17 protein-coding genes are annotated in these 18,718 nt (G+C 42.6%); 7 read left to right on the top strand and 10 right to left on the bottom strand.

The genetic code is table 11. The features are described from left to right. Positions 1 to 16 precede the first annotated feature (16 nt). Positions 17 to 496, top strand: a complete 480-nt coding sequence (locus J2X69_RS10870; RefSeq protein ID WP_310102936.1) for a C40 family peptidase — start codon at positions 17 to 19, stop codon at positions 494 to 496. Between the two features lie 467 nt (positions 497 to 963). Here the strand turns inward: J2X69_RS10870 and J2X69_RS10865 are convergent, their stop codons facing one another. The 7 genes from J2X69_RS10865 to J2X69_RS10835 form a co-directional block, all read right to left on the bottom strand. Beyond that, on the bottom strand, positions 964 to 2,022 hold the full coding sequence (locus J2X69_RS10865) for an HmuY family protein (protein ID WP_310102933.1): 1,059 nt from the start codon (positions 2,020 to 2,022) through the stop codon (positions 964 to 966). 40 nt (positions 2,023 to 2,062) lie between these two features. Beyond that, entirely contained in the window at positions 2,063 to 4,327 is a 2,265-nt protein-coding gene (locus J2X69_RS10860; protein WP_310102930.1) for a TonB-dependent receptor, read from the bottom strand. 54 nt (positions 4,328 to 4,381) lie between these two features. Continuing rightward, positions 4,382 to 5,428: a ChuX/HutX family heme-like substrate-binding protein gene (locus tag J2X69_RS10855; protein WP_310102927.1), complete on the bottom strand. Its 1,047-nt coding sequence runs from the start codon at positions 5,426 to 5,428 to the stop codon at positions 4,382 to 4,384. A gap of 2 nt (positions 5,429 to 5,430) precedes the next feature. Continuing rightward, positions 5,431 to 6,234, bottom strand: coding sequence for a heme ABC transporter ATP-binding protein (locus J2X69_RS10850; RefSeq protein ID WP_310102924.1), 804 nt, complete (start codon positions 6,232 to 6,234; stop codon positions 5,431 to 5,433). Continuing rightward, complete coding sequence (locus J2X69_RS10845) at positions 6,234 to 7,295, bottom strand: iron ABC transporter permease (RefSeq protein WP_310102921.1); 1,062 nt, start codon at positions 7,293 to 7,295, stop codon at positions 6,234 to 6,236. The genes J2X69_RS10850 and J2X69_RS10845 overlap by 1 nt, the downstream gene beginning before the upstream one ends. A 3-nt stretch (positions 7,296 to 7,298) precedes the next feature. After that, positions 7,299 to 8,159, bottom strand: a complete 861-nt coding sequence (locus J2X69_RS10840) for an ABC transporter substrate-binding protein (protein ID WP_310102918.1) — start codon at positions 8,157 to 8,159, stop codon at positions 7,299 to 7,301. Positions 8,160 to 8,542: 383 nt separating this feature from the next. Beyond that, entirely contained in the window at positions 8,543 to 9,091 is a 549-nt protein-coding gene (locus J2X69_RS10835) for a hypothetical protein (protein WP_310102915.1), read from the bottom strand. A 414-nt stretch (positions 9,092 to 9,505) separates the two neighbouring features. On the opposite strand from J2X69_RS10835, the gene atpD reads away from it, so the two are divergent. Continuing rightward, a complete protein-coding gene (gene atpD, locus J2X69_RS10830; protein WP_310102912.1) occupies positions 9,506 to 11,008 on the top strand; it encodes a F0F1 ATP synthase subunit beta in 1,503 nt (500 codons plus the stop codon). Between the two features lie 125 nt (positions 11,009 to 11,133). Beyond that, positions 11,134 to 11,379, top strand: a complete 246-nt coding sequence (atpC, locus tag J2X69_RS10825; RefSeq protein ID WP_057936785.1) for an ATP synthase F1 subunit epsilon — start codon at positions 11,134 to 11,136, stop codon at positions 11,377 to 11,379. A gap of 116 nt (positions 11,380 to 11,495) precedes the next feature. Here atpC and J2X69_RS10820 read toward each other — a convergent pair whose 3' ends face one another. Together J2X69_RS10820 and J2X69_RS10815 are read right to left on the bottom strand one after the other, a co-directional pair. Further along, positions 11,496 to 12,641, bottom strand: coding sequence for a hypothetical protein (locus J2X69_RS10820; protein WP_310102899.1), 1,146 nt, complete (start codon positions 12,639 to 12,641; stop codon positions 11,496 to 11,498). Positions 12,642 to 12,859: 218 nt separating this feature from the next. After that, positions 12,860 to 13,420 (bottom strand): deiodinase-like protein, encoded by a 561-nt coding sequence (locus tag J2X69_RS10815; RefSeq protein WP_310102896.1) that lies wholly within the window; start codon positions 13,418 to 13,420, stop codon positions 12,860 to 12,862. 410 nt (positions 13,421 to 13,830) lie between these two features. Between J2X69_RS10815 and rpsU the strand changes: the two genes are divergently transcribed. The 4 genes from rpsU (at position 13,831) to J2X69_RS10795 (ending at position 16,953) form a co-directional block, all read left to right on the top strand. Further along, positions 13,831 to 14,025, top strand: a complete 195-nt coding sequence (gene rpsU / locus J2X69_RS10810; protein ID WP_091692504.1) for a 30S ribosomal protein S21 — start codon at positions 13,831 to 13,833, stop codon at positions 14,023 to 14,025. Between the two features lie 129 nt (positions 14,026 to 14,154). After that, a complete protein-coding gene (locus J2X69_RS10805; RefSeq protein ID WP_310102889.1) occupies positions 14,155 to 15,039 on the top strand; it encodes a tyrosine-type recombinase/integrase in 885 nt (294 codons plus the stop codon). Positions 15,040 to 15,074: 35 nt separating this feature from the next. Further along, the gene (gene hpf / locus J2X69_RS10800; RefSeq protein ID WP_192347155.1) at positions 15,075 to 15,380 is read left to right on the top strand and encodes a ribosome hibernation-promoting factor, HPF/YfiA family; all 306 of its coding nucleotides are present in this window, start codon (positions 15,075 to 15,077) and stop codon (positions 15,378 to 15,380) included. A 67-nt stretch (positions 15,381 to 15,447) separates the two neighbouring features. After that, entirely contained in the window at positions 15,448 to 16,953 is a 1,506-nt protein-coding gene (locus J2X69_RS10795; RefSeq protein WP_310102885.1) for a glycosyltransferase family 39 protein, read from the top strand. Between the two features lie 2 nt (positions 16,954 to 16,955). On the opposite strand, the gene J2X69_RS10790 is transcribed toward J2X69_RS10795, so the two are convergent. Continuing rightward, complete coding sequence (locus J2X69_RS10790) at positions 16,956 to 18,575, bottom strand: phospholipid carrier-dependent glycosyltransferase (protein WP_310102882.1); 1,620 nt, start codon at positions 18,573 to 18,575, stop codon at positions 16,956 to 16,958. Between the last annotated feature and the right edge of the window lie 143 nt (positions 18,576 to 18,718).

The following is an 18,718-nucleotide window of genomic DNA, read 5'->3' as shown; positions in this document are numbered from 1 at the left end:
AAGATCAAAAACCACTATGCTGCGCAAAGAATTCCGTTTTACCGTTTTTTTTCTTGTTTTGGGATTGATGCTCGCCACTTCCTGTGCATCCAAAAAGAAAGCTGCCGGTGAGCCTTTCAATACTGTGATTCAGACTGCTAGGAGCTACACAGGAACTCCCTATAGGTATGGTGGAACTACCCGTTCGGGGATGGATTGCTCAGCATTGGTGTATCATTCATTTTATGCTGTTGGCGTCACGATGCCGAGAATTTCAGCGGATCAAAGTAAAATGGGCAAGGGTATTCGCACCAATGAGATCAGGCCGGGCGATGTATTATTTTTTGCTACGGGGAAAAAGAAGAAAGGGGTAACCCATTCCGGAATAGTGACTGAGACTTCGCGCGGAGATGTCCGTTTTATCCACTCTTCCACTTCGCTTGGTGTATCGGAGGATTACCTGAGCAACCGCTATTGGTCAAATGCATTTTTATTTGCGAGGAGGATCTTGGATTGAGGCTTTTCTAAACCACAAAGTCCACCAAGGAGCGCAAAGATTATAGTTGGTTTGCCCTTGACCATTGAATTTGAAAATTGATCATTTTTTAAACCACAAAGTACACAGAGGTTTACGCAGAGCACGCAGTTTATAAATGGTCATCATTGCTCCATTAAAACTATCTTGCTCTGGAGCTTTAATTAGAAAAAATAAAGGGAAAAAGTCCGGCTTCCGGAGAAGCAGGACAACTGAATCCACAAGGTTAGCGTGGAGGGCGTAATTCATTTTTTTAGACTGCTTTTGAGTATTCTTTGTGGTCTTCGCGGCTAAAAAAATAATTGGGAAAACCCCAGCTTCCGGAGAAGTAGGATAGCAGTATAGTTTGTGCCCTCTGTGTCACCCTCTGTGAACTCAGTGGTTTAAAAAAAAACCAAGAACAGCTTTCGCTATCCCTGGCCTTTCCGAAATATTGAACCTAATAATTGTTATTGCCCACCTGATACAAGCTCGAATTCTAAGCTTGGTCTTCCTCTTTCACCGTCTTTGGTAAGAGATAGGAATCTTACTTTGTAGATATTGTCTTCAGCATCTTTTATTATGTAATATCGGTCTTGTTTGATTTCTCCTGGTGATGGTTGTGTCACTCTCCAATTGGAACCAATAGTTAGTCTATCTGTGGTGTTGAAGGTAAGCCCCAAAGCATCACCTTCGGTGAAAGCTTCATAGGCAATATCCTCTTCCAATATTTCCGTTGCCCCAGTGCCGCCGTAAATATTATGGAAAATTAGGTCTTGATAGAAATAAGCTAAAGTTCCATTGGTAGCTTGTGGATATGGGGTAGAAGATGTTCCGGCAGTCCATGAGATATCCCACGCTGCTTTACCGGGCTCTACGTCCACTATACCATTATCAAAGCTGAAATAAACGAAATTCAATTCGTTGATCTTCGCAATATCTACAGAGGTAAAGGTAGTCGCATCTGCATCCGCATGCTGTAGCGTATAGCCTTCTCCGTTTCTAATGATTCTGATTTTCTTAAATGGTTTGGCATCGACTGCACTAGCACCTCTCGAAAGAATATAGACTTCATTGCTACTTTCAGTAGAACTGACGGCAGCGATTGCAGGCTTGGACAGTGGTGCCACAGCATCGTCTACATGAAGAATCCCCACCAAATTAGCAAAACTTAAAACCAAAGCCGCAGAATCAGCAGCGTTCATATCCGCAGCGGAAACTGCATTGATATCAGTTTTTCCGGTAGCAGAAGCCATAGCTCCTGTGGTGCCGTTGATCAAGACTTTGAAGTCAGATCCCGTAGCGAAGGCAAGATCCCATGATTCTCTGGCTACTGCCGTCTGAGTGCCTGTTCGGAACTGGATGTAAGCGGTATTTGGATAAGTGGCTCCGCCACCATTTACTTCGATAACACCGGATTCTGTAGGAGGTGTCACCACCGGAGCCGGTTTATCATCGTCACTGCAAGAAGAGAAGACTGTCACGCCGGCAATAAGTGCCGCAAGGGAGAGAAAACGATACTGTTTCATGTGTTTATATTTGTTTTTTGTATTTAGATTAGAGAATTAGTTACTTGTTTAGTTGATAGGTGAGCCCTAGGAAATATGATCTTCCGTAGCCAACCGGTCTTTGTGGCCCTGTACCATGGGCGTCACCACCGCTAGAGGTACTGCTGATCTGTTTTACATCCAGCATATTTCTGGCACCGGCATTTACTGATAGATGCCCGCCAATGTCTTTTTTGAAAGAAATGTCCATCCAGTGATATCCGTCAAGCATGATTTCTCTGGCAGAGGGATTGCCGTTTGAGTCAGCGACCGTTTCGTATCCGGGCAGTGCGCCTGTCCATTTATAGTAAAGTGTCGCTGTGGTTTTCCATGGTAAAAACTGATAGGTCAGATTTGTATTTACTTCAGGTGTCCAGCTCATTTCCGGCACTATGGTCTGTTCTTCAGAAAGGAGATTGTATCTGCCGATGTATGAGAATCCCACATTGGCAGAGAGATTTTTGAAGGACTCCGTATGGTTCAGCGTAAAACCGGTTGTCTTGTACCGTTCTACATTGAAGAGCGTGGTGACTTGAATATTGCTAGGATCCTGGCCGTATGCGATTCGGTCTTTTACGTCATTGTAAAAAGCCCCCAAAACCGTTGAAATCTTCCAACTTGGATTGATTTGCGCTTTCCAGTCTAGGGAGCCGTTGAAGCTATTTGAGGTCTCCGCTTTCAAGTCAGGATTGCCCGTGATGCTGTGACTTGCGTCAAAGAAGTTGAAATAAAGTTCACGGATTGACGGAGCCCTGAAGCCATTGGCGTACGCCAATCTTAAATCCAGATTTTCATTCAGCACAAACTTGGTATTCAACGAAGGAATCAAAGCAGGAGCATCATAGGCAGAATTCCAGTTTTTGCGAATTCCCGGCTTTATCTTGATTGCGTTGAAAGGTGTCCATTCTCCTGAGAGGAAGACTGCATAGTCTTGAATGCCTTCATTTTCTTCAATTCTTTCTCCGGAGCCAGTCTCAGTATTCAGGTCTATTCCGGGTTGCAGTTTGAAGCTGTCAGCGATCTTCCAGTCCCCGATCATTCTCCAGCTGAAACCTTTGTAGTCAATGGTGGTATTTGCTCCGGGAGCTTGGGATTGATAATGTTCTCCTGTTCGGACATTGCTCACCCAAGTCTGGCTTTCTCTGCTGTAGTCCGTAAATGCTCCTTGCCATATCAAGCCAAATTTGGAATTGGTATCCCATCTTCCGCTGAGTCTATGCATCCAACGGGAAGTGATGAATTCCTGATCAAGGATTTCTAACCTAGCCTCGGGACCATAAGCGAATACAGTCTCATCCAAAAAATCCAGCTGATATTCCAAGTTTAAGGATTTGCTTCCCCAACCTGTTTTTAGGTTAAAGAAATTCTGCTCTTTTGGGAGCCATTCGTAATCTCTTCCTGTTTTTTCGCCTTTCCATCCGCCGAAATTATTCTGGGAGAAAGAGGCTCCAAAGTCCCAGTTTTTTAAGCGATAGCTTCCCGTCACACTTCTGATATGTGTGCCTTTCCCATCAAATGCACTGTACTCGTTGCCCACGGATTCTTCTTGAATTCTGGCTTTTACATTGAATTTTTCAGGGTTATCTGACTTGGTAATAATATTTATCACCCCAGCCAAAGCATCAGCGCCATACACCACTGACATCGGACCCTCCACGATTTCTACCCTCTCTATGCGGTTGATATCTATCTGATTGATGTTGATCTCATTGGATGTTCCCTGCCGACCGACCATAGGAATTCCGTCGATCAGGATTTTCACGTTTTGCCCAGACATTCCCAGGAGTTCCAAGTTGCTTGAACCGAGTGCATTGTCCTGAGAAAAGCGTATTCCCAATTCTGTGTTCAGTACTTCCTGAATATTGCTTGGAGCACGGTTTTGGATGACTTCAGAACTGATCGTACGGACTTGATAAACCGATTGCTTGGCTGATTGTGGCTCAAAACTCCCGGTCACCACCACTGTTTCCAAATCCGAAATTGCTGCTGTCAGCGAAAAGGTCGCCGTGGTTTCTCCTGCGGGCCAGTTTGCTACGATGGTTTCAAATCCTACCGCAGAGATCTTGATTTGACCGTCTTTAGGGAGTTTTGCAAGTGAAAATTTGCCTTGCTCATCCGCAACTTCACCTGCGAGGCCAGCCAGCCATACAGTAGCATGAGGAACTGCATTTCCCTGCGCATCCACTACTTTTCCATTCAGCACAGTTTGCGCCTGAAGGACAAGCGGCATTGCCGCCAGCAGTAGGAAAAGCAGGGTGAAGTGTTTATTTAGATTAAATCTATGCATATGCATAAAATTTTTTGAATTGACGGGAGCCGAAAACTCCCGTCCGATAATTAATTAAAGGCTATCCACCAATGCTTTCCACTCCGGTTTCTGTGGGAGTCCGGGTTTTCTCAATCCGAAGAATTGAGCTACCATTTCACCGGTTTTGTCGAAAAGCTCGACTGCCGATACCAAACCATCTTCCGTGTTTTTGTGGACCACATAGGCTTTATCCACTACATTTTCATTCAAGTGCATGTTGAAATCCGGATCGAGGACATTTAGCCAATCTCCCATCTGACGGACAGTCTGCACTTTGCCTTGGTGGATTTGGATGTTTCCTTTATTTCCCGCAAAAATCATAATTGGAAGCTTTGTCGCTGCGGCAGTCTCTACAATTTTCCGCGCAGCAAGTCTGTCCACTTCATAAGCCCACTTCTCACCGATCCATTTTACAGCGTCTTGTCTGTTGAGTTTGTATTTGCGCAGCATGCCGAAGAAGTCATGCGTATCCTTCATGTTCTCCCAGTCCTGAGTGAATCCTTCAAAGTCCAATTTGGCTTTTGAAGTGTATTCCGGCGTAGGGAATGCCTCCAGTTCCAATTCGGCAGATTGATCAGCGGCGGTGTTGTTTTTTACCAGTTCTTCGTAAGCATCTCCATTTGACTTCTCCTGCAGATAGACTTTCATTACAGCTTCACCTGCTTTGTCGAAATACTGCAAGCTCTTCATCGTGCCTCTTGGAGTCTCAGTAGTCACTGCAAAACCGAATTTCCAACCTGCGAAAAATACTCTTTGTTCGATTGGGCCGATTACAGTCGCGATCTTGTGCGGGCCGGCTTGATGCATTTCGATTTTCTGAAAGGGGCCTTTATGCTCCAATACACATCCCTCACTTCTGGTCAAGGACATCACGCGGCCTAGCTTTGGGAATTCTTCTAACTGTTCCGTAAAATTTTCTGTCAAACGGATCACGTTGGCACCGATACCGGTAGCTAAAAGTTGTGCTTCCGTCACACCGAGTTTGGCAGCAGCATCACGGATTCTAAGTTGCGGTTCAGATTCTTTCAGATTGTCCCATGCTTGCTTCAGGGATTGTGCGGATTCTTGGATAGTTTCCATGGTTAGGCTTGTTTAAATGTTGGTACTGATGTATGAGTCTGTGCAGCGGAGGATATGAGCACTCCCCCGGTGACAGGGTTTTTAATTAGATGAATGGGATGATCAAAGACGTATTCGAGAATTTTCTCTTCGAGCACTTCTTCTACTGTTCCTGCTTTTGCGATCATGCCGTTTTTCAGCAATGCAATTTTGTCGGCATATTGAGCTGCGAGATTCAATTCGTGGAGAATCACCAAAATCCCTATATTTCTTGATTTCAGCGTTTGAAGGATTTTCAGGACGGCATGCTGCTGTGCTATATCCAAGCTTGAAGTCGGTTCGTCGAGCAGTAAGTATCTAGGGAAGGGTTTAGTCTCCCAGATTTGTACCAAAACTCTCGCGAGTTGCACCCGCTGCTTTTCTCCCCCGGAAAGGTGGTTGAAAACCTGATCTTTCAAATGAGCAGTGTTGGTAGCCTCCAAGACTTCCTGAATTAAGGCAGAAGGCTGCTTGACTTTTGTGCTGATAAGACCCAGTTCCACGACTTCCTGTGCGGTAAATGGAAAATTGACCTGCGTATGCTGCGGCATCACTGCTCTTACTGCTGCAAGTTCACCTGCTTTTAGGCCGCATATGTTGTGGCCGTTATAGGCTACAGATCCATGCTTACACTGGATTTCTCCGGAGAGGATTTTGAAAAAAGTTGATTTTCCGGCACCGTTTGGGCCCAATACTGCCAAAATTTCTCCTGAATTCAATTCTAGGCTGACCTCATCTACTATAGGCCGTTGCTTGATACAAAAATGTACTCTGGAGGCTTGAAGCATTATTTTTTGGATTTATTCAGGTTGAAAATAAGCCAGATAAAGAAGGGAGCGCCGATGAGTGCAGTGATTACTCCTATTGGCATTTCGGCAGGAATTACGATCACTCTTGCAATAAGATCGGCAAAATTCAATAGGATGGCCCCTAGAAGAAATGATCCCGGAAGTACCAGCCTGTGATCTGCACCAAATAGAATCCGAATTAAGTGTGGCACTACTAATCCCACAAAGCCAATCATCCCGACCATAGATACTCCTACTCCCACGATCAATGCGCTGCAAATAAGTAGACGGGATTTAACCTGCTGCACATTCACTCCCATATGAAATGCTTCGTGCTCTCCTAGTGCTAGAGCATTTAGTTGTCTGGAATTGAACAATACCAGAAGGGAAGGCACAGCGATAAGGGTCAGTGTCACCGGGATTTTGGCCCATGTGGCTCCTCCCGTATCCCCAAGGCTCCAGAAAGTAAAACTTCGCAGTGCCGAGTCATCTGCAAAGAACAGCACCAAACCGATTAAGGCTGCTGCCAAAGCGTTGATTGCTACACCTGCCAATATCAAAGTCGCTCCATCCGTTTTCCCTTGGGATTTTGAGAGCTGATAGACTGAGACCATGCAGATTAAGCCTCCAACAAAAGCAAATAAAGGCAACCCGAGCATTTTTATCCAAGCCAATGAAGCAGGTGCTGCCGGAATCAAAACCATAAAAATCACAGCAAATAATGCGGATCCTGTACTTACACCGATCAACCCGGGTTCTACAAGAGGATTTCGGAACATGCCTTGAAGTGCTGCTCCGGCGATCCCCAATCCACCACCTACTAGCAGGGTCATCAAAACCCTTGGGGCACGGATTTGTAGGAGAACGTTTGCTTGTTGGACTTCAAAGGTTCCCGTTTTTATACCGATTAGGTCAAATAAGATTGCAAAGGTCTGGGGTAAAGGAATGCTAAAAGCTCCTAAAGAGAGAGAGGCAAGTACCACCGAAACCAACACAAAACCAAAACCGATTAAGGTAAGGTTTTGACTTTGGATCTTATTATGGTTCAATGCGGTGATCATGAATTATTCGCGAACTGCTTTAGCTAAGTCCAATGCTGCTTTTCCCACTCTTGGCCCAAAACCGGAAAGGTATTGGCCGTCAAGTGAGACGATATGTCCCTCTTTGAAAGCGGTGGTCTGATCTATGCCCTGTATCGCCGCCAAGCCATCTTTTCCACCTACACTTTGAATTCCTGATTCAAAAAACACCAAGTATTCCGGATTCATGGACACCAATGATTCAGGGGTCATTGGGGCAAATTCGTCAAAGCCGGTTGCTGCTCTTTCGATTTTTGCCAACTCAAACATTTCTGTTGTAAATGTATTGTCACCCGCAATAAATACTGTTTCAGGACCTCTTGCCATTAAAAAAACAGCATTTGGTTTGGATTCCTGAGTATCCAAATAGGTCTTGAGCTGGGCTATATCAGCATCGATTGCCGCATTGATTTCTTTTCCTTTTTCTTCTTCATCAAAAAATGCAGCTATTTCAGATACCAGCTTCTTGGAACCTGCCACAGTAGTGGGCTTGGTGAAAACTTCGATAGAAACCTTTGCTGCTTTTAGTTGCGTCACTACATCAGGATTGAGGTATCCTTCTTCTATAAGTACAAGGTCGGGCCCCAAAGCTAGAATTCCCTCAGCTTTTATTTGATTTCTGTAGCCTATGGAAGGGAGGTCCTTCATGCTTTCAGGAAAAGTAGAGGTGAGATCCGTTGCAATGATTTCATCCCCGTGACCGAGTTCATTTACTATTTCAGTTACTGTGCCTCCTGCGGTTATGATTTTTCGCTGCTCTGTAGAGTCCTCCTGTTTTGATGACGGGGAGCATGCGGTAAAGATTGCAACTACTACAAGTATAAGGGGGAAAAAGCGCTTTATCATTATTTAGATTGATTTCAAATACTGTGCAAATGTACGCTTAACTGGATTGAATCCAAATAAAAAAGGGTGAGAATTATGGATGATTATTTCATTTACAGGAATGGTAAACTCTGAGTAAGAAGCTCCCTAAATTTGGTTGGGAGCAGCATTACTTTGTTAGTCTTAATTATTAGGGTTGCTACAAAAGCTGATCAAAATAAAAAGTAAGTAACATGTGGAGGATTATCCTTACAAAAGTCCTGCTTGCAGGAAGGACAGGAGTTGCTTTTGGCTAAGCAATAACCGATGATAGAAAAACGAATAGCCACCTATTTATAGATGAATCTCATTCATCTATAAATAGGTGGCTATTACTAGTTACTGTAATTAGGAGACTTACTTAATCACTGACGTACTCCAAATAGGTAGATTTTGATTTGTTGAGCGTTTGTTTCTGTAGGAGCGTAGAAAGCATATTCCATGTTTGTTTCCAATGGTCCTGATGGAGTGATTTTATACACGCCCGCTTCCACTTTTTCAATATCAAAATTGACATGATATTTATCGGACATTGATTTTCCCCGCGCCCCAAATCCGGCAAGTGCACTAATTTTAAGCATAGGAATGTTTCTTTTCTTGCTGCTGAACTCGGTTTTTGTTAGGACAATCAGTGATTCCGGATCCACCCCTTCATCTACCCAAATAACAAAAGATGGTTCTTGGGGTGTTACTACCGGTGATTTGCCGCCAGGCACGGAAATCTCCTGCTGCGAACCTCCATATCCCAAACCTTTTACTTTGACTTTTATTTCGGCAGTTTGTACTTCCAGTTTTGACAGCTCCCCATCGGATAATAGCATAGGCTGATTTTTAAATTCAGGTTTTGGGAAATCCTGAGCGAATGCAAAAAATGAACAGTTTACAAGTAGTAAACTTAAGATTATCTTTTTCATTTAGTTAGTTTGTTAAAATTATGAACTCAAATATATTTTTTTTTCTTAATAACTTGACTAAGTCAATAGAAGATGAAAGTTTTAATTGAGTTAGAGCCAATTCGATAAATTGAAATTCGGAATTTTCTTCGATGATTTCCGGATAAACAGGAAGGGCTGAATAGTTTCGGTTAGGAAGCTCAGTTTTCAAGGGCTGGATTTTTTACCAAAGGAGACGCATTTTGAGGTTTTCTGGCAAATTACCCATACGAAGCTTTGCTCATCGCTTCGGTTTTTCAACAAGCTCTACTTAGAAGGTATTAAAAATTGAAGCTTAGGATATTAATTTCCCAAATATCCTTTGGTATTAGTCTTTTCTGCTTAATTTTGCGGTCGAATTCAAAAAGCATATCCTTTTTACATTTCAATTATCAAATGGCAAATATTGGAAAGATAACTCAAGTGATCGGGCCCGTAGTGGACGTTTCCTTTGAAGGCGGTAAGCTGCCAAATATCCTTGACGCGGTAGAAGTTACCAAAGAAAATGGCCAAGTGGTCGTAATGGAAGTTCAACAGCATCTGGGTGAAGATCGAGTGAGAACTATCGCAATGGACTCTTCTGAAGGGATGGTCCGTGGCATGGAAGTAAGAGACTTAGGTCTTCCTATTTCAGTTCCTACAGGTGAGGGGATCAAAGGCCGTCTTTTCAATGTGGTCGGAGAAGCTATCGATGGCTTGCCTCAAGTTCCTGCAGGAAAGAGATTGCCTATTCACAGATCTGCTCCACGTTTTGAGGATCTTTCTACTGCTACCGAAGTATTGTTTACAGGGATCAAAGTAATTGACTTGATCGAGCCTTACGCAAAAGGCGGTAAGATCGGGTTGTTCGGTGGTGCAGGTGTAGGTAAAACTGTATTGATTCAGGAATTGATCAACAATATTGCGAAAGCATATGCCGGTCTGTCTGTATTTGCAGGTGTAGGTGAAAGAACAAGAGAAGGAAATGACTTGTTGAGAGAAATGATCGAGTCCGGTATCGTGACTTACGGTGACGACTTCGTCCATAGCCTTGAAGAAGAAGGTGGATGGGATCTTTCTAAAGTTGATTTGAAAAAACTGGAAGACTCTAAAGCAACCTTTGTTTTCGGTCAGATGAACGAGCCTCCGGGGGCACGTGCACGTGTGGCTTTGACAGGTTTGACTTTGGCGGAATATTATAGAGATGGCGAAGGTGATGGCGCAGGTAAGGATATCCTATTCTTTATCGACAATATCTTCCGATTCACCCAGGCTGGTTCTGAAGTGTCCGCACTTCTTGGACGTATGCCTTCTGCGGTAGGTTACCAGCCAACTCTGGCTACAGAGATGGGAACCATGCAGGAACGTATTACTTCTACCAAAAACGGTTCCATTACTTCTGTACAGGCAGTTTACGTACCTGCGGATGATTTGACTGATCCGGCTCCGGCGACGACTTTCGCTCACTTGGATGCTACTACTGTATTGTCAAGAAAGATCGCCGAACTAGGTATCTATCCGGCAGTGGATCCTTTGGACTCTACATCCCGTATTCTTTCTCCTGATATTTTGGGTGAAGAGCACTACGGTTGTGCGCAGCGTGTGAAAGAGATTCTTCAGCGTTACAAAGAATTGCAGGATATCATTGCGATCTTGGGTATGGAAGAACTTTCTGAAGAGGATAAGCAAGTCGTTCACAGAGCAAGACGTGTGCAGCGTTTTCTTTCCCAGCCATTCCACGTAGCCGAGCAGTTTACAGGACTTAAAGGTGTGTTGGTTGATATCAAAGATACCATCAAAGGCTTCAACATGATCATGGACGGTGAGTTGGATCACCTTCCTGAGGCAGCGTTCAACTTGGTCGGCAGCATCGAAGATGCTATTGCCAAGGGAGAGAAGTTGTTGGCTGAAGTAAGGTAATTTGGTTAAGGATTATTGTTAAAGAGGTTAAAAGTTAAGGGTTAAATGTTTAGTCAACCATAACTGGGGCATTTCAATTCAATGAAAAGACTTTAACCTTCAACAACTAAATAGAAATTGAGCATATGCATTTAGAAATCGTCACACCGGACAAAAAAGTATTTCAGGGTGAAGTATCCGAGGCCAGTTTTCCCGGTGCCAATGGATCATTTCAGGTGCTGAACAATCACGCTCCTATCGTGTCGGCTTTGGCAAAGGGTACAGTATCCTTTACTACACCCGAAGGCAAGCAATCCATGATCGTGGATGGCGGAGTAGTGGAAGTAAAAGACAATGTGATTGTACTGCTGGCTGAGAAAGTAGTCGCATAAGCAATTTCATTCAATACATATAAAAAGGTCTCCTATGTGAATTGGAGACCTTTTGTCTTATATAGGGATAAGCTTTTCCAAAGTTCGGAACTTTGGAAAAGCTTTTTAATCAATTCTTATTCTTCAATAGGTTTAAGCACGGCCCGTTTGATGTATTTTTCGTCTTGCTTCATTAGGCTTCCTTCATAGAAATAGAGTGTGTCATTCGCCACCCCGGCAAGCATACCGATGTCCAGAATATTTAGTGGATTGGAGGTTTCGGACCATTTTTCTTCTTCTTTATCGTAAACCATCAGGTGTGAAGTACGGTTCAATCCTTCACTCTCATCACCAATAAGCCAGGTCTGGATAATAATTCTTGTAGCAGTTTCTGAAATATTGGTGAAATAATGATTAGTTGGAATATTTATTTTCTTAGCCCCCGCCATGCCACCAAGGCCGTCCTCAAAGGTTACTATCCCTTCTGATCCAGTCAGTTGATAGTCGAAATACCTACTGGTTGGGAGCGGGATTTCCTCCAAAGCCTTTCCAAAGGTATTGATGTCAAACCTTCTTATTATTTTTTCATGGGGAAAGGAAAACAATAGAGATTGATTGTCTGAGGTAAAAGAGAGATAATTAATAGCCTTTAAAGAGCCTCCAATTACTTTGATTTCATTTGGATATTCTAAAAAAGGATTTTCTTTTACTTTACCGTTTTCTCCGAATAAATAGATTAGCTCTCCGCTTTCTCTATAGTAATCAGGATGAAGATTATCGTGGAGTGAAGAAGCTAGTTCTATCAAAAACCCTGTTTTAAGCTTTTTAAATTTTGAACCTAAGATTCTAATTTCCTTTCCTTCGGGTAAATCCAGCTTTATTTTTTCGAGGAATTCTTGCTTCTCGACATTGAAAACTAATATAGATTCACTTTTCTTGTCCAGAATATAGACGATAGGGTATTCAGGGGCATCAAAATAGGAAGGTAAAAAAGAGCCTATAGGATAATCTCCTGAGGCAATTCTTTTTCGTTGTTTTCCGGAAATATGATAAAATCCTACTGAGGGAGATTTATAGGAGGAAACCCCGATTAGGCTGTCTCCGATAAGTTGTACATGAAACTGTCCATTCATGAAGAAGTCAGATTCGTTAATTAAAGTTGAGTCAACAACAGTAAGCTGAACTAGAGAAGGTAGGGCATTTCCTTCAGTTGACCTCTTACAAGAGATCGACACAAAACTACCCAAGACCATACCCAGTAAGGCAAGGGTTAAAATCATCATTTTTTTCATGATTAATTTGTTATAAGATAAAAAATAATTAAAAAGCTAGCTTAGTTCAAACTATAGATATCATTTGGTAATAGCAAACCCTTTCTTTGAGGTTTTTATAAACGGTATATTTTGACGAAAATAGGTAAATATTTAAAATAGGTAAATATTTAGTTTGAATATTTGTTCTCAATATCTGACTAGATACAGGCATGATCTGATTTTTCGATTCAATAGTTAGACTCTTCTAAAAAACTTCCCAGTTCCCCGGCATCAAACCAAGGTTGTTTGTAGACAACCTCTCCTTCCTGCGATAGTACCATAATTGTGTTTGGCCCCTGCCCTGCCTGTATCCAGAATCCGTTTTCAGGGCCATCCAGAATTATGGGAATTTCTATTTCCTGTTCGGATTGCCATCGCTCAGCCAAGTCCATCCGTTCGCCCATCGTGTTGGGTTGAGGAGCTTCAATTCCTGCTTCCAGATTGTCCTCTGCCAGCCAAGGTTCTTGTTCACCCGAGTAAGGGCTTTGGGTATCGATTGGATGTGCCTCTATTGTATTTACTAGATAGAAGGCGATGTGTTCATCGTAGATTTTGGAGAGGCTGTCTATGGCGTTTAGGTTGGAACGGGTTTTATCGCAGGTATAGCTTCCGGTAATCAGGACAGTTTGTTTCGTGTTTGCAGTGATCTCGCTGAGGGATTGGGCTTTTCCTGAAATACTCCAGACTTCCAAATTTGGGAGCTTCTCTCCCGGCTGGACCCCAATTTGATCGAATTTGAATTGATTCATAATTCCCTGCGAAATTGCCGGGGATATTTCAGCCGACCTCTTATTCGAGCAGGAAAAGGCGCCGAGACTGAATACCAAGCAAAAAATTGGGATTGTATTCTTGATGTTAATCATCTTCGTTCGAATTGAAATTCAATCAGTTGATAACTTGGATGAAAACAAATTAAAAATTAGGTGAACGGAGTATTTCGTGTACGAATTGCTTTTCCAGCGCTTAGTGAAGGAGGAAATCAGTTTTAAAAATCCAACGGGCAAAGCCCTTCATTGAGTGTTTTTTTGAATTTTGTTGATTTACTATTTTTGACGAATCCTTGAAGGAATTCAAGTAATTCCCCTAGGGTATTTATAGATACCTTGTTTCCGTATTATTTATTCTATACCTTTGCAGCCACGAAAGGGGGTGTATAGATATGATCATAGTTAACGTTAAAGAAAACGAATCAATCGAGAAAGCGCTAAAGCGTTTCAAAAAGAAGTTTGACAAGACTGGTGCAGTCCGTGAACTTCGTGCGAGACAAGCTTTCACTAAGCCTTCCGTAGTAAGAAGAGCACAAGTAATCAAAGCGGCTTACAAGCAGCATCTTCAAGAAGAAGCAGCGAAGTAATCAGTTTTGATCTTCAGATACCAAACGCACTTGTCATCAGGCAGGTGCGTTTTTTTATGCCTTTTTGTGATTTTGGTCAGCAATTATTCATTTTTTTTCTCCTAACTTATCTTCTGAGTTACGTGACATATGATCGATTCTTTCATCAATTATTTGGAGTTTGAGAAAAAAGCCAGCCCGCATACGGTAGATGCTTATCGCCGGGACCTGAGGCAATTTGAGGAATTTGTAGGGCTTTCTTTCGAACTAAATGAAATTTCCAGAGCAGAACATCCTGAGCTTCGGGCATGGGTGATCGATCTGGTAGATAGTGGGTTAAGCACTACTTCCGTCAATCGTAAAATAGCCACTTTGAGGTCCTATTATAAGTTTTTGCTTAGGTCCAGAATCATTTCCAAGGATCCAACGTATAAGTTAAAAGGTCTTAAAAACCCGAAAAAACTTCCCGAATTTGTGCAGGAATCGGCCATAGAATCCGTTCTAAATGAAAGCGTCTACGAACCGACCTTCGAAGGGCAGCGTGATAAGATGGTGATGGAGTTTCTTTACCTCACCGGTGTCAGACTTTCAGAGTTAATCGGGTTACAATGGTCGGACATCAACTTGATAGAAGATTCGGTTAAGGTGCTTGGAAAAAGGAAAAAGGAAAGAATTATTCCGATCACAAAAGGCTTAAAACAGAATATTTTGCTGTACAAAAAAGTATTTGAGGAAAGGTTTTCAAAAGTAGGTCAAAGTGAGTATTTTATTGTCAGCAATCAACAAAAGCAAAGTTACCCTATGATGATTTTTCGCATCGTCAGACATTATCTGGACCTTTTTGCGCAGACTTCAAAGCGCAGCCCCCACGTGCTGCGGCATACTTTTGCTACCCACCTTCTCAATAAAGGAGCTGACCTGAATGCTGTCAAAGATTTGCTGGGACATGCAAATCTCGCCGCCACTCAGGTGTACACACACAATTCCATGGAAAAACTTAAGGCTGTGTTCGAACAGGCACATCCCAAAGCATAAATAAATTATTTGTTCACCACTAAATGCAATTGAATATGAAACTGCAGATGCACTCCATCCACTTCGACGCCGATCAAAAATTGATCGATTTTATTCAAAAAAAAGCCGATAAGTTGGATACTTTCTATGATCAAATAATAGACGGAGAGGTTTTTTTGAGACTTGATAAGAACGATAACAACGATAATAAAATCGTAGAGATAAAGTTAAACGTACCGGGGAAGCAGTTTTTTGCAAAGAGTCAAGCGGATTCTTTCGAAGCAGCTTCCGACGATGCTATCGAAGGACTTAGACGTCAAATTAAAAAATACAAAGAAAAAGTAGTGTTGGCTAAGCAGTAATAGTTTGGGATAGTAATTTTGCAGCACCTCTCAGTTTCTGGGAGGTGCTTTTTTTATAAATTACCTTATGCGGAAGTCTCCTAATTACACACTCTACTTTTGGCTCGTCTCTATAGGATTGGTTATAGCCAAGATTCTATTTACCCTAAGGCCCGAGATTGACCTGTTCACAGAAGAGGCACAATACTGGCTTTGGTCTCAGAATATGGCCTGGCATTACTATTCAAAGCCTCCATTAATTGCAGTGCTAAATTATCTCAGTACGGCTATTCTGGGAAATACGGAACTTGGCGTGAGATTCAACGCATTTGCATTGGGATTGGGAATGTCCTGGGTGACGTTTCGTTTTGCATCACACTTATATTCCAAGAGAGTCGGGTTTTGGTCAGCGATGATTTTGTGCTCCATGCCAATGTGGTGGCAGGGTTCAACTTTCCATGTAACGGACACCTCACTTTCCTTCTGCTGGATCTTAGCCATTTATTTGGCTTATCTGGGTGTTTCGGAGGGAAAAACAACCTGGTGGATATGGGCAGGCGTAGCCACAGCCTTTGGGTTGATGGCAAAAGTAGTCATGGTTCTGATCTTTCCTTTTCTGCTTATTTATTTGATTTATACACATAACTGGAAAGCACAGAATAAGAATTACTTTCTGTTTTTGGCCATCAGCCTGATTGGCTTTTTACCTGCATTGATCTGGAATTGGCAAAACAATTTCGATACATTCAGACATTTGGCAGCGCTTGGGACGGGTGGAGAAAAGTCAGGAGATTTTAATGTAGGGAAAGCGTTTGCCAGATTTCTAGGATATTTGGGAGGCCAGCTTGCGATGGTTTCCGTGTTCTTGTTGCCTCTTTTTATAGGGGCCTTTAGGGAAGTTGTCAATTCTAAAGATAAGGTAAAGATCTATCTGATTTTGCCCGCGTTTATGTCTTGGGCCGGTTTTGCATTATTGACCTTTTTTGCCGAAATCGAAGTGAATTGGCCTGAGTTTTCCTATAGCAGTTTGTCGATAGTAATGGCGGCTTGGGTGTGTGAACAAAACCTGATGTGGAGAAAAGTAAGAAACTGGGCAATTGGATTGAGTATAGGTCTGCCTTTATTACTTTTTCTGCCGGATTTCACTTTTTTGAAAAGCATTCCTCCTGTCAAGAAAGTGGAGAAATCTTTATTCAGAAGATTGTCTGGCTATCAGGCTTTGGCCGACCGTTTGGTTTCGTTGCGGGACAGTTTGGGTATTGAGGATGCTTTTGTATTCTCAGAAACCTATCATATGGCTTCGGAACTGTCATTTTACCTTCCTGATCATCCTCAAACTTACATGCTGAATATGGGGTCAAGGAAAAACCAATTTGATCTATGGCCCGGTTTGGAGCAATTTGTAGGGAAGGACAAAATTGGGATTTTTGTAAGCTGGAACTTCAATTCTCCCGGTGAATTTGCCGATTTTCAGGAACTACTCTATGAAGAAGAATTGCCTGTTACATTCCAGGGCGAACCGCTGAGAATCGCCAAAATCCAAGTATGGAGGAAGCTGGAGGAGTTCAATCCATATCAGCCAGACTCCTATTAATTCTACTCCGACACTCTTTCCAGCCAATAGTATTTCTGCCCTTTTTCCTCTAATGTCTTTTTGAAATCAGGATTTCCTGCATTTTTCAATAAATCAGGAATCGCACGGGAAGCCCAGTTGAGCGAAGCTACTTCCATATGAAATCCTACTGTATCGATGGAGTCCAGATACTTGTCCTCGATGATCAGCCGGTCATAATTTTTGATTTCATTTTCCAATTCATGATGGTCTAAGTCAATCATATGAAAGTCAGTGCCCAATCCAATTCTGATCTTGCTGCTGGTATGCAGATTTCCTATGAAACCAATTTTACCGGCAGGATCAATTTTTTCTTGTGCTGCAAAGGCTTTTAGCTGCTGGCCTTGGTCCGGCAAGGAAATCTGGAAAGTGCCCGTAGAAAGTAAGAAGAAGAGTAGCATAAACCCGTAAGCGATCACATTCGGAAGTTTTTTGTTTTTTATGGTCGCTTGGCCCAGATAAAGCAGAATTAGTAGAGCAAGCCCAAGCTGCGCATAAACAAGCAATGGCGCTCCCAGATTAATATTCAGCCAAAGACTAAAGAAGAAAATCACTGAGTTTAGGACAAGGAAAAACCAACTTGTGATTTTTAAAGCGGTTCTTTTGCTTTCAAATTCTGCTCTTACCAGAAGCCACGCCAGCAAAATAGCCAGAACGGGAGCGACTGGAAGCAGATAGCGCTCATAGAATCTGCTGGTCATTGCTCCCATTCCGAGAATCGCCAGTCCCCAAAGTATTGCAAACCAGAAAAACACAGGGTTTTCCTTTCTGGCTCTTATGATTGAACTTTTAGCTTTTGCCAGTGCAAAAATAACCCAAGGGAGAAAGATTAGGACCAAGATTCCCATGGCCAAGAAGCCATTTTGACTAATTAGGATGTAACGTGAAGCTACACGTGTACCGACCTGGTCTTCAAGAAAACTGTCCAGATAAGTAGGTCCATGAATTTTCCACATGGCTACAAACCAAAACAAGGCTATGAAAATGCTGACAAGGATGGAGGGGAAATGAAATAACGTTTTGAATGAGATTTTTTCCCAAGGATTGAAAAGTAAATAGATCAACCCAATTCCACCCAAAGCTGCAGCCGGAAGTCCTTTTACCTCAAATGCCAATGCCAAGCTGATGTAAAGAATCCAGAGGTACTTTTTCGGCGCAGCATTGCCATAGCGGATCAGTCCCGCAAATCCTACAGCACTTGCTGTCATAGTCATGGCCAGCAATACATCGGGGATGGATCGTGTAGCACTGAAAATCAATACCGGATTTGAAGCCATAATCAGAGCAGAAAGCCCGGCTATTCGAGCGTCTTCAAATAGGATTTTTGCAGCCCGGTAGGTAAATCCAACAGTCATAGCTCCTGCGATCAAAAAGAAAAACCGGGAGGCAAAAGGATTGACTCCAAACAACTTAAATCCTGCTAGAACGGTCCAGTAAGTTCCTATGGGTTTTTTGAATCTGAGCTCACCACTGCCCAAATAGGTAGTGAGGTAGTCACCGTTTTGGAGCATTTTGACTGCCGCATCGGTGTAATACATCTCATCCGGATAATGCATATGAAAGCTCAACGCAAACGGGCCAACCAATAGGGCGAAAGCAATCATTGTTATCCAAGGATTGATTTGAGAGTTTTGGGAGGAGACTAAAGACATGCTGCAAAGATAGGCTGATTGAACCCGGATTTTGCATTAGGATTCGTAGTGAGGGCTAAAATTGCAAGAAATTCAGGCTGTTTGGAGTCTGAAGA

Origin of the sequence: Algoriphagus sp. 4150 (assembly GCF_031457395.1) — a bacterium.
In the GTDB taxonomy this organism is placed as follows: domain Bacteria; phylum Bacteroidota; class Bacteroidia; order Cytophagales; family Cyclobacteriaceae; genus Algoriphagus.
The sequence above is the reverse complement of the archived record's forward strand: the minus strand, read 5'-3'. Positions and strand labels throughout refer to the sequence as shown.

Excerpts from the sequence above, each read along its gene's own strand:
- J2X69_RS10870 (WP_310102936.1), top strand. The coding sequence starts at position 17 with ATGCTGCGCAAAGAATTCCGTTTTACCGTTTTTTTTCTTGTTTTGGGA.
- J2X69_RS10865 (WP_310102933.1), bottom strand. The coding sequence starts at position 2,022 with ATGAAACAGTATCGTTTTCTCTCCCTTGCGGCACTTATTGCCGGCGTG.
- J2X69_RS10860 (WP_310102930.1), bottom strand. The coding sequence starts at position 4,327 with ATGCATAGATTTAATCTAAATAAACACTTCACCCTGCTTTTCCTACTG.
- J2X69_RS10855 (WP_310102927.1), bottom strand. The coding sequence starts at position 5,428 with ATGGAAACTATCCAAGAATCCGCACAATCCCTGAAGCAAGCATGGGAC.
- J2X69_RS10850 (WP_310102924.1), bottom strand. The coding sequence starts at position 6,234 with ATGCTTCAAGCCTCCAGAGTACATTTTTGTATCAAGCAACGGCCTATA.
- J2X69_RS10845 (WP_310102921.1), bottom strand. The coding sequence starts at position 7,295 with ATGATCACCGCATTGAACCATAATAAGATCCAAAGTCAAAACCTTACC.
- J2X69_RS10840 (WP_310102918.1), bottom strand. The coding sequence starts at position 8,159 with ATGATAAAGCGCTTTTTCCCCCTTATACTTGTAGTAGTTGCAATCTTT.
- J2X69_RS10835 (WP_310102915.1), bottom strand. The coding sequence starts at position 9,091 with ATGAAAAAGATAATCTTAAGTTTACTACTTGTAAACTGTTCATTTTTT.
- atpD (WP_310102912.1), top strand. The coding sequence starts at position 9,506 with ATGGCAAATATTGGAAAGATAACTCAAGTGATCGGGCCCGTAGTGGAC.
- atpC (WP_057936785.1), top strand. The coding sequence starts at position 11,134 with ATGCATTTAGAAATCGTCACACCGGACAAAAAAGTATTTCAGGGTGAA.
- J2X69_RS10820 (WP_310102899.1), bottom strand. The coding sequence starts at position 12,641 with ATGATGATTTTAACCCTTGCCTTACTGGGTATGGTCTTGGGTAGTTTT.
- J2X69_RS10815 (WP_310102896.1), bottom strand. The coding sequence starts at position 13,420 with ATGAATCAATTCAAATTCGATCAAATTGGGGTCCAGCCGGGAGAGAAG.
- rpsU (WP_091692504.1), top strand. The coding sequence starts at position 13,831 with ATGATCATAGTTAACGTTAAAGAAAACGAATCAATCGAGAAAGCGCTA.
- J2X69_RS10805 (WP_310102889.1), top strand. The coding sequence starts at position 14,155 with ATGATCGATTCTTTCATCAATTATTTGGAGTTTGAGAAAAAAGCCAGC.
- hpf (WP_192347155.1), top strand. The coding sequence starts at position 15,075 with ATGAAACTGCAGATGCACTCCATCCACTTCGACGCCGATCAAAAATTG.
- J2X69_RS10795 (WP_310102885.1), top strand. The coding sequence starts at position 15,448 with ATGCGGAAGTCTCCTAATTACACACTCTACTTTTGGCTCGTCTCTATA.
- J2X69_RS10790 (WP_310102882.1), bottom strand. The coding sequence starts at position 18,575 with ATGATTGCTTTCGCCCTATTGGTTGGCCCGTTTGCGTTGAGCTTTCAT.